The organism is Pleionea sp. CnH1-48, assembly GCF_024124665.1.
In the GTDB taxonomy this organism is placed as follows: Bacteria; Pseudomonadota; Gammaproteobacteria; order Enterobacterales; family Kangiellaceae; genus JAMXSB01.
This window is the reverse complement of the sequence record NZ_JAMXSB010000002.1, coordinates 106,136-122,374: the sequence shown is the minus strand read 5'-3', so window position 1 is coordinate 122,374 and position 16,239 is coordinate 106,136. Positions and strand designations below refer to the sequence as shown.

Genomic DNA, 16,239 nt, shown 5'->3' with positions numbered 1-16,239 from the left:
TCGCTTCGATCGTTAGGGGCTTTGTGTGCTGATTACTTCGGCAAGTATTCAAAGCTTGCTTGCAAGCCTAGCGGAATACCAATGTTCCAATAAAGAATCAAGAACAGTGTCCATACGATAAGGAATGTAATGGAGTAGGGGAGCATCATCGCGGTTAATGTTCCTATACCCGCATTGGTCACATAACGTTGACAGAATACAACCACCAAAGGGAAGTAAGGCATTAACGGAGTAATAATGTTGGTACTGGAGTCACCGATACGATAAGCAGCCTGCGCCAGATCTGGAGAGATACCTAACTGCATCAACATAGGAACAAAAATAGGAGCCAGTAGTGCCCATTTTGCTGAGGCAGAACCAACGAACAGGTTGATAAATCCAGTGAGGATAATAATACCTGTAATGGTTACAGCACCCGGCAGAGCCATGGCTTTAAGGAATTCTGCCCCTTTAACAGCCAACAAAATACCCAGGTTAGACTGACCGAAGGAGTAGATAAACTGAGCAATAAAGAACATGATAACCAGATAGTAACCCATGCTGTTCATGGATTTGGTCATGCCTTCAATGAACTGTTTACTACTACGGATAGTTCCCGTTTTGAGTCCAAAGACTAAGCCAGGGATCAAAAACAGCAAGAAGATAAGTGGCACAATCGACTTCATCAATGGGGCAGAAAACGCGGTTAAGGTTCCGTCCGCTGCACGCCATGGAGATGTTTCGATGGCAGCTGTTCCAACAAGAATAGCAATGCCGATACCAATAGATAATAAAGCCCAACGTAACGCTGAACGCTCGTCATCAGAAAGTGGTTCCATCGTTGGAAGATCAGATAAGTCGCCGTCTAATGCGTTGTTTTTAAGCTTAGGCTCAACAATTTTATCAGTGATAAACCAAGCTAAGCTAACGATTAAGATAGAAGAAATGCCTGTGAAGTAGTAGTTATTCAAAGGATTCAGAGTTAAGTTTGGATCAAGAAGCTGGGCGCCCGCCTGAGTGATACCTTGCAACATGGGGTCCAGTGCAGATGGCAAGAAGTTGGCTGAGAATCCACCAGATACACCAGCAAACGCTGCTGCAATACCTGCAAGTGGGTGTCTGCCTGCTGCGTAGAAGATAACGCCACCAAGAGGGATAACTAATACATAACCTGCGTCGACTGCCGAGTGGCTCATAATACCAACCAGCACGATCATAGGCGTTAATAACCATTTAGCGGTTACCGCCATCAGTGCGCGCAGTCCAGCGTTGATAAAGCCGGAATATTCAGCAACACCGATACCCAACATCGCTACCAAAACCACGCCAACAGGATGGAAGTGCGAGAAGTTAGTCACCATCACTGAGAAAAGCTGGGTTATTGCTTCGCCAGAAAGTTGATTGTTAATGGCCAAAGCCTGGCCGTTTCTTGGGTCAATGGCATTGAAGTCAACGCCAGATAATATCCATGACAGCACCCATACAATGGCGGTTAAAAGAATAAACAGTGCTGCCGGATCTGGAAGCTTATTTCCCCACACTTCCACCGTGTTTAACAGGCGTTGCATGGTTGATGGTGATGTTTGTTGCATTTTTGCTCCTCTTTTAGTCTTATCGAGTCCTACCTTTCTGACTCCGCAGGCAGTGTAACTTATTAGAAACGATATGGAAAATCGAGAGTAAACGACTCGTATTAATACACAATATTTGGTTATGGTAAGCCCAAATTATTAAGATTTCGTAGTGCCTATGTGTCTTGATTCTTTGTTTTGGTGGGATCTGCAGAAAAGTAGCCGAATGTTTATCCAGTTTGTGCTCGATTTATAAGGCTTCTGAAGTATCTGGAATTAGAAGAGGCAATTGAAAGGTAAAGTATGACTATTTCAAACTGGGATTTTAAGAGGCTCTTTTCTGGATGGACGAAGCCATTGGACAATATTTGAGCTGATAGGTGATTTGAGACGCTATAAAGGCATGTAGTAAGAGATTCCTTCAATGATTTCCTTTTCTTTGAGCTAAATTAAAGCATTAAATAAATTTGCGCGAAAAATGTTCTCTTTTTGTCGCTTTGTGGCAGAAGCATTTAAATTGGCTCAGAAACATAAATGCTCAGATTTTTTGAATTAGGGAAATTTACAAATCTGTCCAATAGGTCATATATCTTGTCCAATGAGTCGTAACTTGCAGCACCAACAAAATGGCATGTTCAATGACGGCTTAAGATAAAGCCTCATTGTTAATTAATGTGCATTTTGGAGGAATAAAGATGTTTGGAGTGACCAAGAAGAGTCTTCTTATCGTCATACTTTTTGTTATTGCAATAAAAGGTTATGCAAACGAATACATTACATGCAATAGTTGCAAAAGCCAGCCTGAGTTTTACAGTAAAATGTATAGCAAGGCCGAAAACCTTGTTACGGCCCATGGCTATAATGGAGATATTTTTGTTGCAAACTTTCAGGATGCGAAAGTTTATGCGTGGCGAGTAAGTGCATTCTATCGGTTTTCTGATTTTGATGATGATCCTCAAGTGCACATCCGTTCTTATCTAATAAATGTGCCTGGCGATATTTCATACTCAGTCAATGGTATCGCGAATTCAAGCTTAATGAAGAACTTATTAAGTCAAGATGTTGAGGTGCCTTTCAGTCGATTCGAAAGTGCTTGGGATTTGGCTCGCACCAGCTATCTAAGAAAGGAGCTGAATGACTGGTTTTTCGAAACTCACCAAGTGCAATCGAGAGCAAATTCGGTTATATTGATGTTTGGCAGTGCATTTAACTCAGAGCTATCTGGCATAAAAGTAAGATTTGTATTTGCTGATGGAAGCTCAATATTGATGGAGGCCTCTAAGCTAAATGACAATAAATACTTTTTCACTTATGTTCCAGGCAGTGCTATCGACAAGGATGACAACAAAATCCCTGAGCCCGGTGATCCTATCGTAGGGAACAACTACGGGTTCGATACACTCGCAGCTTTATACGACTTCATGAACAGAGCCGACCGGTATTACAACTTTAGATACAATCTCGTTAATACAGGCGGAGGGAAATACAAAAAGTATTTTGTCACTGTTTCTAGAGAGTAATGACGGACAATGCCTTGCTGAAGGATTAGCAAGGCATGCTGTTTGTATGCGCTTAAATGATGAGAGTTAAATATTTTGAAATGAAATGAAATGAGATGTGTGGTGTGGTGTGTGTATCAGGCAGAGGATACATTATTAATGTAAGCCTTTGTAAATACCTTCAGATAATACTCTTAGCAAATGCTTTTACCATACCGTAGTGGTTCACATTTTTAATAACTGATAGTTTGTTGCCATAGCCATTTTGATGTAGCAAACCAGAATAGCTTTGGGACTGACGGATAAACTCTTCACTTTCATCGCCACCAACTGATATAAATATTGAGGTAGAAGTTTGGCTCGGCTGATGATTCAAGCTTAACGATTCGACATCGGCTAAAGAAAGTTTCAGAGATGCGTTCAAATAAGATTGTCGTAACGGCTCCAGATCGTAAATGCCGCTAAGCAAGTTAACCTGCTCAAAGTAAAAGCTCTCTTTGTTTTGAAAGGGATGTTCTAATATTTTCGCAGCGAGAAATGCACCAACCGAATGGCCGCATAAGGTGATACGTTTCGGATCACCATTCCACTGTTGAATATTATTAACCACCCATTTCATAGCAGATATATTTTGCTCAACAATATCCACGACTTTTACCTTAGGGGCCAAGTCATGGTTGAGAAATACTGCTGTATAGCCAGCTCTATTTAGTGGTTTAGCCAAAAAGCTGTATTGACGTTTGTCTAACGAGCGAAAATATCCACCGTGAATAAAGATGAATACTGGAGACTGCGGCTGAGCTGCTGGAAATATATCTAGCTTTTGTTCAGAGGAGGGGCCGTAAGAGATATCTAGGCTTCCGCTTGAACTTAAACGAGTGAAAAAGCTGTCAACTTCATTTTTTAGTAATGCAAATCTACCTAGTGGATGGCGCTTTCGTAAGTTTAACTGCGAGTCATAATGTGTCATATCTATATTGCTTCAGCTATCCGTTTAGGTTTGTTACTTTTGGTTGTTCCCACCTTTATTACCCGGAATGTTAAAAGCCTTTAATGAAAACATAAAGCTAAATAATCTGAAAAGAGTGTTCAGATTATCGAAACAATCAAAGTTTTCGTAAGCTAGGCATTGTCTAGAAAACACTGACTATGACAATCCACATTAAGCTCGACTAGGTTTTGTATTAACTACAGGGTTAATCATAGTAGAGTGTCGAGGCTGATACTGAGAACCGTTACCCAAATAGCAGAACTCAAAAGTGACTTTATAAGCTTTCAAGAAACTATTGAGACAGCTATTGGGCAAAATAATTCTTAGTGGCTTTTAAGATCTTTTTCTTATATTTAATTATTTTTCTCTATAATCTAATTAAAATATTTATGTTTGAAAATCACCTTAGTACTTACTGTTAACTCTGTCTCATTTTGAGCATTTAAATAAAACGTAGCATTATTTGACCTACTCGATCTTTCTCTGGTTTTCTCTGCTTTAATACATGAACTTAGTCACGGAAACTGCAAAAATGAGGTGCTGCCGCATTGACAGTTAAAGTCATTTATTAAAAATAGAATATACCTATTAAATATTTTAGGCGCATGAAAAGAGTTTTTAGCTCTCTCAGCACTTAAAGCATCAGAGAATAATTATGATTAAACAGTCTGCAAAATTTTTATTCATTAGCACCAGTTTATTATCATGCTCAGCGTATGCATTAAACTGTGATGATCTCGACAATTGGAGTAGTACTAAGGTTTATACAGGTGGGAAAAAAGTCCAACATAACGCAAAAGCTTACACGGCAAATTATTGGACTCAAAATAATAATCCAGAGACTCATTCATCAACACCTTGGAGTCATTGGAAAGAAGAGGGCGTGTGTGACGGCATCACACCACCTCCGCCACCACCACCTCCAACGCCGATAGACTGCGGCGATCTGCCTCTCTATCAACCTGGCACTCAATATAAAGCGGGAGATCAAGTTTATAATGTTCTTGAGTCTTCGGGAGAAAAACATAAGTACACTTGCGAAATTTCTGGGTGGTGTTCTTCTTCTGCGGCTTGGGCTTATGAACCAGGCAATGGTTTGCATTGGGGCCAGGCATGGGGCGATGCTGGTAGTTGTTCTGATGACGGGCAGGGAGAGCCTGTTGATCCTGTAGCAGAAGCCAACGGACCGTATCAAGGAAAAGTGAATCAGAGCATTCAATTTTCCAGTAGCGGTTCTGGCGATGCCGATGGAAAGATTGTTAGTTACCGCTGGAACTTTGGTGATGGAACCACTGTTGGACAAAAAAATGCAGAACATCGTTATTCAGCAGCTGGAAACTACACAGCATCTTTAACCGTTACTGATAACGATGGCCGTACACATACCGATACAGCTCAGGTAACGATTGGTGATGATACTCCGCCACCACCACCGCCTCAACCGACGGATCAGATCGTGCTGGGGTACTTCACACAGTGGGGCATCTATGCTCGAGGTTATCTAGTAAAAAATATTGTTACCAGTGGTTCGGCAGAAAAACTCACTCATATTAATTATGCTTTTGGTGATGTTAAAAATGGACGTTGCGCATTAGGGAATGATAACTGGGCCGATTTTGAAAAGCGTTTTAGCGCAGCCGAAAGTGTGGATGGCAAAGCCGATGGTTGGGATAATCCTAATGCGCTTGCTGGTAACTTTAATCAGCTGAGAAAGCTAAAAGCCATGTATCCTCACATTAAAGTGCTTTATTCTTTTGGCGGCTGGACTTATTCCGGTGGGTTTGCTCAAGCGGCAAAAAATCCACAGGCCTTTGCTCAATCTTGTTATGACTTAGTGTTTGATTCGCGCTGGAGTGATGTTTTCGACGGCATTGATATTGATTGGGAATATCCTAACGCCTGTGGTTTGTCTTGTGACAACAGTGGCCCGCAAGCTTTTGCAAAAGTCATGGCTGCACTGCGAGCAAAATTTGGTGATAAGCTAGTCACTGCGGCTGTGCCTGCTGGTGCTGATAAGATTGCTGCAACAGACTATGGTGCGGCAGCTCAACACATGGATTTCATTAATGTGATGACTTATGACTTTTTCGGCGCCTGGTCCAAAAACGGTCCGACTGCGCCGCATTCGGCACTTAATAGCTTTCCCTCCATTCCTACCATTGGTTATCATTCTGATGCGGCTATCCAGGCTTATAAAGCTCAAGGCGTTCCGGCAAATAAAATTGTACTAGGCATTGGTTTTTATGGAAGAGGTTGGTCGGGTGTCACGCAAAAAGAACCAGGCGGTACGGCCTCGGGTCCTGCTCCTGGTACTTATGAGCAAGGTATTGAAGATTACAAAGTACTAAAAAATACTTGTCCATCCAATGGTAAAGTTGGCGGCACTGCATTTGCTCACTGTGGAACAAACTGGTACAGCTATGACACGCCCGAAACCATCTTAACCAAGATGAATTATGTTAAGAGTCAGGGATTAGGCGGAGCTTTCTTTTGGGAACTGAATGGTGATACTCAAAATGGTGAGCTTATCTCTGCGATACATGAAGGGTTAAAGTAGTCAGGTTGAATGAGAGGGGAGACCCTCTCGTTTATTTTTACGGAACCTGTTGATTTAGTCCATTGAATGGATATATAGTTAGCCACATGAAAACTTTATTTACTTGTATTATGCACGATCATAAACAGTCACATATATGGCTGGGAGTGCTAGTGCTTAAGTAAAGTTGATTTACCCGTTTACTAAGAAAGCCCTCCCAGCCTAACTGCGAGGGCTTTTTTGTTGGAAAGTAAATGAGGTTATTAGAATGGAGTTTAGAATTGATGCCCAGGCCAGGGGCGTTCGAATTATTACTGGCGCAGAAGCAAATGATAGAAGGCAACTGCTAAACAAGCTCATTGGTATTGCTGAAAGTAATGGATTCAAAGAGATCACCTTACCGAGTATTGAACCTTGCTCAATATATACTGACAAAGCTGGAAAGGAAGTTTTGTCTCAAATGTACGGAGTGATAGACAAAAAAGGTAGGGAACTGTGTTTGAGACCGGAGGTGACTGCAACCATTCAGCAAGTTGCTAATAATTATTACCGAAGAAGTAAGGACGTAAAACTTTGGTATTTCGAGCGATGTTGGCGTTACGAGAGACCACAGAAAGGACGCTACAGAGAGTTTTTTCAGTTCGGGTTAGAAGTTATTAATCCGTCTTCCGAGAAGATAAAGCCCGAGCTTATTCGAATAGCTGAGTCAATGGTTCGACTTAAGACTTCCAGTTTTGAAACTTATACTAATGTGAAAAGAGGGTTGAATTACTATACTGAAGACGGCTTCGAAATCAGCTCTTCACAGTTGGGTGCTCAAAAACAAGTCGTAGGTGGAGGACGATATTGCCAAGGAATTGGTTTTGCTATCGGATTTGATCGACTGATGTTATGTCAGTAAGGCTATGTTATGAAAGGAATTATATTGATGGGGTTACAAGCAAGTGGAAAGTCTACTTTTTGCTTGCAGCGTTTTAACGATACTTACATTCGTTTAAATTTGGATATGTTAAAGACCCGTAATAGAGAACGTATTTTGTTTGATGCTTGTATGACATCGAAAACACCTTGTGTGATTGATAACACCAATCCTAGAGCTGAAGACCGGGTCTTTTATATCGAGCAGTTTAAAAAGCATCGATTTGATGTGGATGGCTATTGCTTTATTTCGAATATTAATAGCTGTCTTAAGCGAAATGATATTAGACAAGGTAAGGCTAGAGTTCCTGAGAACGCCATAAAAGCAACCCGAAACAAGTTTGAGTATCCTAGTTTTGCCGAAGGTTTTGACCGCTTGTATGCCGTCAGGTTGATAAATGAAAAGTTTGTAGTAAAGGAATGGAATGATGAAGTTTAGTGAGCTAGATAAAAAAATGCGGGTATATGAGACGAACAATGATTCATGCGTGTTACCTGGGATGTATATAGTTGCTCGTATTGACGGTCGGTGCTTTACAACACTGACTAAAGAGAAAATGAAGTTTGATGCACCTTATGATGAAAGATTCAGAGATATTATGGTCGATACTGTTAAGCATCTTATGCAAACAGGATTTAAAGTTCGATACGGATATACTCAGAGTGACGAAATCTCTCTTTTGTTCGATATCAACGAAAACGCTTTTGGTCGCAAAGAGCGCAAACTTAATTCGGTGCTAGCGGGTGAAGCCAGTGCTATTTTTAGTTTGCGACTGGGCGAAGTTGGGGCGTTTGACTGTCGTATTAGTCAGCTACCCAATGAATCTTTGGTGACTGATTATTTTAGATGGCGTAATGAAGATGCTGCAAGGAACTGCCTGAATGCTTATTGTTATTGGACAATGAGAAAGAAAGGCAAGAGTGCGCGCAGTGCATCTAACGCTCTACTAAATAAGTCAGTGTCTGAGAAAAATGAACTGTTGTTTCAAAAAGGTATCAACTTTAACGATGTGGAAAACTGGAAGAAGCGTGGAATTGGCATTTACTGGGAAGACTATGAAAAGTCAGCTACAAACCCCTTAACAGGGGAGCTTGTGACAACAGCGAGAAGTCGTTTAAAAGTCGATATGGATATTCCCTGTAAAGACAATTACAGCCAATTTATTCTACAATTTACATAAAAGTTACTTAGAGTGCGATGGTTATCGAGAGTGATGATGAAAGAGTATAGAGAACAGATAGAAAGAATTAAAAACAAGCTGGAGGTTGCTAAAGAAACGGACAAAAGCCTTAAGGTTTTTGGAGCACGTTCTCATAAATATCGATTAGGTCCTGTTCTTTCAATAGAAGATATTGAAGTGTTTGAGAAAAAGTACCAATTAACGCTCCCAGAGTGCTATAGGGCATTTTTAACGCATGTGGGTAATGGAGGAGATTCCTACGATAGTTCCGCTGCGGGGCCTTTTTACGGAATCTATCCTCTGGGTGCTGGCGTCGGAGATATTTTAGATGAGCCAGAACCACATTTATCAAAACAAGCCATTCTTTTTCCCGATATGTTAGATGAAGAGTGGAAGCATTTTACAAACATGATCAACGATGATGATATTTCTGATGATGAATATGAGCGAGAGCTTGAAAGGCTTTACGCTGGAGTTATGCCTATCGGGTCTCAAGGCTGCACCTACTTGCATGCTCTTATTGTTACAGGAAAGTACCGTGGTAGGGTCGTCAATATTGATATGGATCAACAAAAGCCTGTTTTTGCCTATGAAGCAACTTTTTTGGATTGGTATGAAAGGTGGCTGGATGAAATCATTGCTGGCTGGTTGCTTCAAGACGGGCCTAGTTGGTTTGGCTACTCTATGGGCGGAGACGCGGAACAGCTATTAGCGGTATTCAACAGCACAAAAGATAGACGTAAAAGAGAAGATGCGCTTTACGGTTTTGCCAAGTTGGATGCTGTCTCCATTAAAAGCTGCGAACAGCTATTGGCCATTGCGAAATCGCGAGAAACTAATGTAAGTGATATTGCTCTCAAAATGCTTTGCCGATTCTCATACTCAATGGCTATCGATGAACTTAAATTCTCAATTGAAAGTGATGATGTGTCATGTTTGAATGCTTGCCAAAGTATATTTTGGTACGCCAAAGAACATGCTGGCCAATGGAGCGGACTATTAAAGAGAAGACTAAAAACGGTTAATGATCCAGAGTTGCTTCGTTTTATAACTTACTTGCTACAGGAGACTGATATTGATTACGGTAAAGAAATATCAAGGTTCTGTCAGCATGAGAGGGTCTCTAGTCGAGTCACTGCCTTTCATTATCTTGGTCAACTAAGTAATAAAAGTACTTATATTGAAGTCTTCCTTTCTGGACTACGCGACGAGTCTCCTAAAGTAGTTCATGCTACTTTACAAGCATTAAATACTGTAAAAGACAAACGGTTATTGGAGGCTTATCGAGAAATCATTGAGAGATTTCCAATAGATGAACATTCAATACATATTAACTTGGAACACCGCCTACAAGAGAACGGTTATAAAAGTTTATCTGACTTTATGAGTGTTTATGATGATGAAGTGCAAGAATGACACGAGACCATGGCGTTAATATATGAGAGGTTTAGTATCGAACTAAACCAGTGATAAATATTAAGAGCCGAAGTCACTGGGAGAACTAATACTTGAAAGTACCTTGATATAAATAGGTTTTTCAGTTCAAAGAGAGCAAGGCGTTACGTCTGATTTATTAATGCATATTAAGCTAATGTATAGGATTGTACTTGGCAAGCACTATCTGGCCCGAATAGACGCGAGTACCAGTATCGAAAGCGAACTTGGTGAAGGCGCTACTTTCCATGTGTCAATTCCTTTATATGTGCCAGAGTAAAGACTGGTTTGCTGAGGTTTTTTGAGTTCTTTTTTTAGTTTCTCCTGATTTAAGAGGGGATAGCTGTGCCCACTTCTAACTCTTCGAACCAATCTAAAAATTTTGTGATGTTATCTCCAGTGAAAAGTCGACCATGTTGAGGTGCCATGATTTCTATATTTAGTTCTCTGGCTCTTTTTATCCAGTCATTTTTTGCGCGATTAGATGGCATCCAGCGACGGTGAAAGCCTTCCATTTTAGGTATGTGAGATTCGAAATCATCGACTTCTAAAGGTACATCTCCATGCTCAAGTGCGGCACCAATATCACCACTCATAAGGACTTTTGTTGTGGGGTCGTAGACGTGAAAATTTCCCGAGGAATGTAGATAATGTGCGGGAATGATTTGTAAACTTGCTGTGCCCATATCAATCTCGCCTCCTTTATCGGGTAGTGAAACATACTCGATGTTTTTCATTCCGAAGTGACGAATGAAACCTTCCCACAACCATGGGGCATGCAATCTTGATGTTGGTATCGCTTTGTCCCATAGACCGAGGGAAGAAATAATATCGGGATCTTGGTGTGAGGCAAATAGATCGGTAATCATATCAATAGATACATGCTGCAAGACAGATGCTAACATAGGGGCAAAAAGCTCAATGCCTCCAGGGTCTAGCAAGATAGCTCTATCACCCACCACAACCAGATACTGGTTGGTATCTATGATTTTTTCTGGCTTATCTGGATCGCGCCCAAACATGAGCCACTTTGTTCGGTTACTTTCTGCAATTTTTCTAACTTTCATAATTTTATTTTTCTATTGCTTCTTGAAGTAGTCTTTTGGCTTGCTGTACCTGTTCGGTGATTTCATCAGCCGCTGAACGGATTTCATTTGAGATAGACACCAGCTCTGGTTCGTAAGGGCCTGATTGTGATGCTTCAATTTGGGAAGTGCTGGCAATGATATAGGCCGCTCTTACCTGTTTAACACTTTCATCTAGCCAGGAGCTTAATTTTCTTAACTTGTCGGTGAAGCCTATCTTATATTGTCTTTCTTCTTTTTGTAAAAAATCTCGAAGGTTATCGATTGTTGATAGATGTGTAATGTCATGCGGTTGGTCATAGACGAATAAGACGCTATCCAGTGTTTTGTTGTTCCATGCGTGTTGGCTTGCCAGTCGAGATATTTCAACGGCGGTGTTATTGATGGTAATGGCCGTGGTAATCATACTTTTTGCAAAGTATTCAATATAATCTGTAATAGCTCGAAACCCCACGGCATTAGCTCCGGCTCTTGCGGTAATTGAGCGTGCGTTCTTGGCAATAAGGGTTATGCGCTGCGCTGCGATCGTCGCATAGTGAAGCCTGGCCGCAATTTCTGCTGTTAAGACAAACACCGGGTGAGCTGAAGTAGTCATCTTCTTCCCTTTGATTCCCACAAAGTTTCTCTAAGAAATATAGATTACAGAGTTCTATTTTTAAAGTTGAGTAATATTAAAAGCACGAAATGCAACCAGAAGAATCGTAAGCTTGTAGTAAAACAATATGAGATTCTGAGTCGTTGGTTACTACTCAGTTATGGTTAGTGGCTGCCGGATATTGACGGATGAGTTGCTGCAGATTATTAGGCCTCAGTTCTTGAGTTTTCATCTCGATATTGTTTAGGCGTTAAGCCATAGTAGGCTTTAAAAACTGACCCCATGTGAGATTGGGTTGAAAAGCCAATGTCTTGAGCAATAGACTTTAGACTTTTGCCTTGCAAAACCAGCTCTGCCGCAGCTTCCAAACGTATAATGCGAATGATATCTTGGGGAGTATGCCCCGAAATCGCTTTAATTTTTCTTCGCAACTGCGATTCAGAATAATGCAGGCATTCACTTAACTCTTTTACTCCAAAAGATGGATTCGATAAATTCTGTTGAATATGCTCAAGTACTTTCTCCATAAACTCCGTTTGATTAGGCGCACATTGCTTTAAAGTAACTTGCAATGGTGTTTTTTCATTAGAGCTTTTTTCTTGCGAGTCTTGCTTGGTGCTTACTTCAAACTTGGTTCTTAGCAGCGCTCTTATGTTAACTAAAGCTTGCGCTTTAGCTGACAGTAACTGAGGATCATAAGGCTTTGTGATGTAGTCATCCGCCATGGATAAGAGACCGCTTTGTTGACTCTCTTTATCGGTTTTTGCTGTGAGCAATATAACCGGAATGTGTGATATTAATTCATCGCTTCTTACTCTTTTTATCAGATCAAAGCCACTCAACTCAGGCATCATAACATCGGAAATAATAATATCGGGAAGTGTTTCTTTGGCTTTTTCTAACAAAGATAAAGGATCATTAAAACAGACGGGGTTAAAGTCGTGAGACAACTGTTCTTCTAATTGATTTAACAGCTGAGTGTTATCGTCAACACAATAAAGCAATGGTTTATCATGAGGTGAAGTGCCGCTCTCAGACGTTTTTTTGAAGGTTTGTTCTTTTGAGGTGCTATGATTAAGCTCGGCGGTTATCCAGTCTCGGTACTCTTCCAGGGATGATTCCATCGTAGGAGAGGTTATCTTGAGTGTCTGAGAATCTTCAAAAATAGGGAGTTTTACAGTGACTTTTGTTGACTTGTGTGGCTGAGAATCTAGTGTGATATTGCCGCCCATGTTTTCTACTAGTGACTTTACCAGCGGGAGTCCAAGGCCAAGACCATAACTGTTTTTAGCATCACTCAGTTGTACATAGCGCTCGAATGCCGCATTTATCTGAAGTTCTGTCATGCCTTTACTTTGGTTTTCTACACTAAAGTGCCATTGTTTGTCGATAATGCAGGACGTTATGTTGATGGGTGTGTCAGAGATAGAATATTTGATTGCATTGTTGATTAAGTTGGTGACTATCTTGTCAATCGTGTCATGTTCACAGTGGATGACCGCAGCCTGGTTCTCTACAAGCACCAGTCGTTTGCTGGATACAAAGCTGGCATACACAGTAAAGTAAAACTCGACAACTTCGTGAGTGTAGAAGTAGTGTTTTGTATCACTTTGGTTACTGGTTAACTTACTCTTGGATAGTGAAATCATATTGTCCAACATTAAGCTTATACGCTGAATAAAGCGCTTTAGCTTTTGGTGTCGTTCAGCTTCGTTGCCTTTGCCAGACATAACACCAAGCATAAGAGTCAACGGTGTTTTCAGTTCATGTGAAATATTGGCCAGAAACTCTTCTTTATAAGAAAGCGTTTTTTGCAGCTGTTCTTTTTGAACTGCCAGCTCCTGCGTTTTTGTATCTATGATTTTTTGTAGCTTTCTGTTTTTTTGCTCAATATATATAGAGCGCCAGCTAACCAAGGCCCAAATAGCCAGAATGTTTAAAAAGCAAAAAAATAGCCAGGCATACCAGCGCAGCCAGAAAGGATGCTCTAGTTTAAAAGCGTTTTTAATCTCTTCTTTGCCCCAAAGCCCAGAATTGTTTGAGGCTTGCATGCGTAGCTGGTATTGTCCCGACGGAAGGTTGGTGTAAGTAACGCTAAATTGCCCTGGTGGCAGCTCTCTAAGAGAAGCATCATAGCCAACTAATTGTACTCGAAAGCGGTTTTTTGTCGCATTGGCGCGAGAGCTTGAACCCAAGTGGATAACGAGGTTGTCATAGTGACTTTTAACTTCTAGATGATCATCAAATAACTCAAGCCCACCATTATCATATTGTGCGGGATGTCTATTATTATCCAGAAACGTTAGCTTAGCTATGGCTACTGGAGCAAATGGATTAAGCTTTACTCTCGACGGCACAAAGTAATTGAGTCCTTTTTTTCCTCCAAAGTACAAGCGTCCTTCTTCATCTTGAAAACTTGCTCCTCTTACAAATGCACTGTTGATGACACCATCGTCTTTAGAATAATACTCTAGGATTTGTTTAGCGACCGTATCAAATTTGTAGAGACCTTTTTCAGTAGCAAGCCATAACAAATGACTGCCTGACTTTTCGATGCTTAACACTTTGCCTAGTGGCTCTTGGTGAATGAGTCTTTGGTTTTTCATATCAACAAGCTGTAAACCTTGACTACTACCAAGCCATAATAAACCTTGCTGTTCAATCGGCTGAATTGCGAATGCTGGTTTATTGTATGGTTCACCAGAAAAGTCATTTCTGTCGATATTTTGATACCGTGACAAATCCTGCTCAATCGCCGTTAATCCCGCGGCGAGAGAACTCACCCAAATTCGGCTATCGCTATCTTGAGCAAAAGATAAGACAGGACCACTGGCGACACCTGTAGCTCGATCAAAAAATGCTATCTCGTTGCCTTCTTTTGAATAAACACCCACGGCACTTTGAAAGCCTACCCAAAGTCTGTCTTGCGAATCATGAAAAAGGGTGGAGGCATAACGCAGAACGGCTTGTCCGTATTTGTCTTTTAACGGTTGAAATTGGTTGTCAGCAGCCGATAAATACTGCGGTCCTTTTTCTGTAGCAAGATAAAGTGTTTCATTAATTGCGAGCATGCTGCGTATTCGATCACTGATAAGTCCGTTGTCGTTTGATTGCGAAGGCGTTAAGTGAGTAACATCATCTTGGGGAGAAATATGGATAATCCCTTTGCCAATAGAACTAACCCATAGTCCATTGCTCATTTTAACGAAGGAGGAGACAGGCGCTCCTTCAATGTGTTCAAAGCCAGCAATATTATTCTGGTTAAAGTGCATGCTCCTAAGTTCTGCATAATAGAGACCATCAAAGGTTGCTAGCCAAAGAATCGCTTCCTTATCGATGTGAATACTTTGAATATTGACGTTTTGATGGGGTTGTTCTGGCCCTGGGTTTAAGGTCACATGTTGCAACAGGTTGTCTTTGCTAATGAAAAACAAGCCTTTGTTTCGGGTAGCGATCCATAAGCCGCTTGTGTGAGAGTAGATGTTTTGTACAAAGGTGTTGTTCAATGCCTTATGAGCAGGAAACGCTTTTTTCAGGTAGCTTTTTCCATGGCGTTCTACTACCGAAAATACACCTTCACCATGTGAGCCGACTAAAAGCTGCCCATTATTATCCCGTAGCATGGTATAAATGCCGAAGCTGTCACTGACGGTTTCCAGAGTAGGCACCTTAGACATTTGTCTTGTTTGGATATTGAACTCATAGAGTCCTGTACCTTTTGTGAGCGATGCTAACCATAAGGTGGTGGTGTTTTTCTGAGCAACGGAGACGAGATAATGTCCCTCTGTTTCTTTTACCCATCGCAGCTGGTTGCTTTGATGGTCAATAAAGAACAAACCTTTGTTAGTCACTATCCATAAATTGTGTTGATTATCTTCTACCACGTCATTACAAATTGCAGATTTAAACTCAGTTCCCGCGACAGAAGAAAAAGGGTAAGATTTAAAACCATCTTGCTCTGGCAAATATTGGTTAACGGCGCCAGAGCTACATGCCCAGATAACGCCGCGCGAATTTCGATAAAGTTTGGTTACCAGGTTATTGTAAAGGGAGTGAGTCTCTCCCCAGATGTGGCCATAGTGCTTAATATTTCGCCCGTCAAAACGGGTGATCCCTGCATAGGTACCTAACCAGATATCTTTGTCATCAGCCACTAGACTTTTAATCGAGTTAGTCGAAAGCCCTTCATTAACTGACAAGTGTTTAAAGGTTAATGTGATGGGCGATGCCTGTTGTTGGCTATGGGCACTCATTGAACAAATGCCGATCAAGCCTAAAACTAGGAGGCTGCCTATTTTTTGTAGGGTTGCTATGTAAGCACTTTGTGGATACATAGAGTATTTCCTTATGATTTCACTCTCAATTTTGTCAAGAAACGCGCAACTTCTGTCGGATATCCGCCATATCCGTGTGAGCGATGCTCGTAATTGGATATACTGGCTGCCGACAA

11 protein-coding genes are annotated in these 16,239 nt (G+C 41.1%); 6 read left to right on the top strand and 5 right to left on the bottom strand.

What is annotated here, in order from left to right; genetic code table 11:
- Window positions 1-32: 32 nt before the first annotated feature.
- A complete protein-coding gene (locus NH399_RS03200) occupies window positions 33-1,571 on the bottom strand; it encodes an AbgT family transporter (protein ID WP_253036981.1) in 1,539 nt (512 codons plus the stop codon).
- A gap of 674 nt (window positions 1,572-2,245) precedes the next feature.
- On the opposite strand from NH399_RS03200, the gene NH399_RS03195 reads away from it, so the two are divergent.
- Window positions 2,246-3,070, top strand: a complete 825-nt coding sequence (locus tag NH399_RS03195; protein WP_253036980.1) for a hypothetical protein — start codon at window positions 2,246-2,248, stop codon at window positions 3,068-3,070.
- Window positions 3,071-3,230: 160 nt separating this feature from the next.
- On the opposite strand, the gene NH399_RS03190 is transcribed toward NH399_RS03195, so the two are convergent.
- Window positions 3,231-4,019, bottom strand: coding sequence for an alpha/beta hydrolase (locus NH399_RS03190; protein WP_253036979.1), 789 nt, complete (start codon window positions 4,017-4,019; stop codon window positions 3,231-3,233).
- A gap of 676 nt (window positions 4,020-4,695) precedes the next feature.
- On the opposite strand from NH399_RS03190, the gene NH399_RS03185 reads away from it, so the two are divergent.
- From NH399_RS03185 to NH399_RS03165, 5 genes are all read left to right on the top strand, one after another.
- Window positions 4,696-6,597 (top strand): glycosyl hydrolase family 18 protein, encoded by a 1,902-nt coding sequence (locus NH399_RS03185; protein ID WP_253036978.1) that lies wholly within the window; start codon window positions 4,696-4,698, stop codon window positions 6,595-6,597.
- A gap of 247 nt (window positions 6,598-6,844) precedes the next feature.
- Window positions 6,845-7,477, top strand: coding sequence for an ATP phosphoribosyltransferase regulatory subunit (locus NH399_RS03180; protein WP_253036977.1), 633 nt, complete (start codon window positions 6,845-6,847; stop codon window positions 7,475-7,477).
- A 9-nt stretch (window positions 7,478-7,486) separates the two neighbouring features.
- Window positions 7,487-7,933 carry an AAA family ATPase gene (locus NH399_RS03175; protein WP_253036976.1) on the top strand — a complete coding sequence of 149 codons (447 nt, stop codon included), beginning with the start codon at window positions 7,487-7,489 and terminating at the stop codon, window positions 7,931-7,933.
- Complete coding sequence (locus tag NH399_RS03170; protein WP_253036975.1) at window positions 7,920-8,675, top strand: tRNA(His) guanylyltransferase Thg1 family protein; 756 nt, start codon at window positions 7,920-7,922, stop codon at window positions 8,673-8,675. The genes NH399_RS03175 and NH399_RS03170 overlap by 14 nt, the downstream gene beginning before the upstream one ends.
- Before the next feature lie 33 nt (window positions 8,676-8,708).
- A complete protein-coding gene (locus NH399_RS03165) occupies window positions 8,709-10,091 on the top strand; it encodes an SMI1/KNR4 family protein (protein ID WP_253037518.1) in 1,383 nt (460 codons plus the stop codon).
- A 347-nt stretch (window positions 10,092-10,438) separates the two neighbouring features.
- Here NH399_RS03165 and NH399_RS03160 read toward each other — a convergent pair whose 3' ends face one another.
- From NH399_RS03160 to NH399_RS03150, 3 genes are all read right to left on the bottom strand, one after another.
- On the bottom strand, window positions 10,439-11,176 hold the full coding sequence (locus tag NH399_RS03160; RefSeq protein ID WP_253036974.1) for an MBL fold metallo-hydrolase: 738 nt from the start codon (window positions 11,174-11,176) through the stop codon (window positions 10,439-10,441).
- Window positions 11,177-11,180: 4 nt separating this feature from the next.
- On the bottom strand, window positions 11,181-11,789 hold the full coding sequence (locus NH399_RS03155; RefSeq protein WP_253036973.1) for a hypothetical protein: 609 nt from the start codon (window positions 11,787-11,789) through the stop codon (window positions 11,181-11,183).
- Window positions 11,790-11,995: 206 nt separating this feature from the next.
- Complete coding sequence (locus NH399_RS03150; RefSeq protein WP_253036972.1) at window positions 11,996-16,123, bottom strand: ATP-binding protein; 4,128 nt, start codon at window positions 16,121-16,123, stop codon at window positions 11,996-11,998.
- Between the last annotated feature and the right edge of the window lie 116 nt (window positions 16,124-16,239).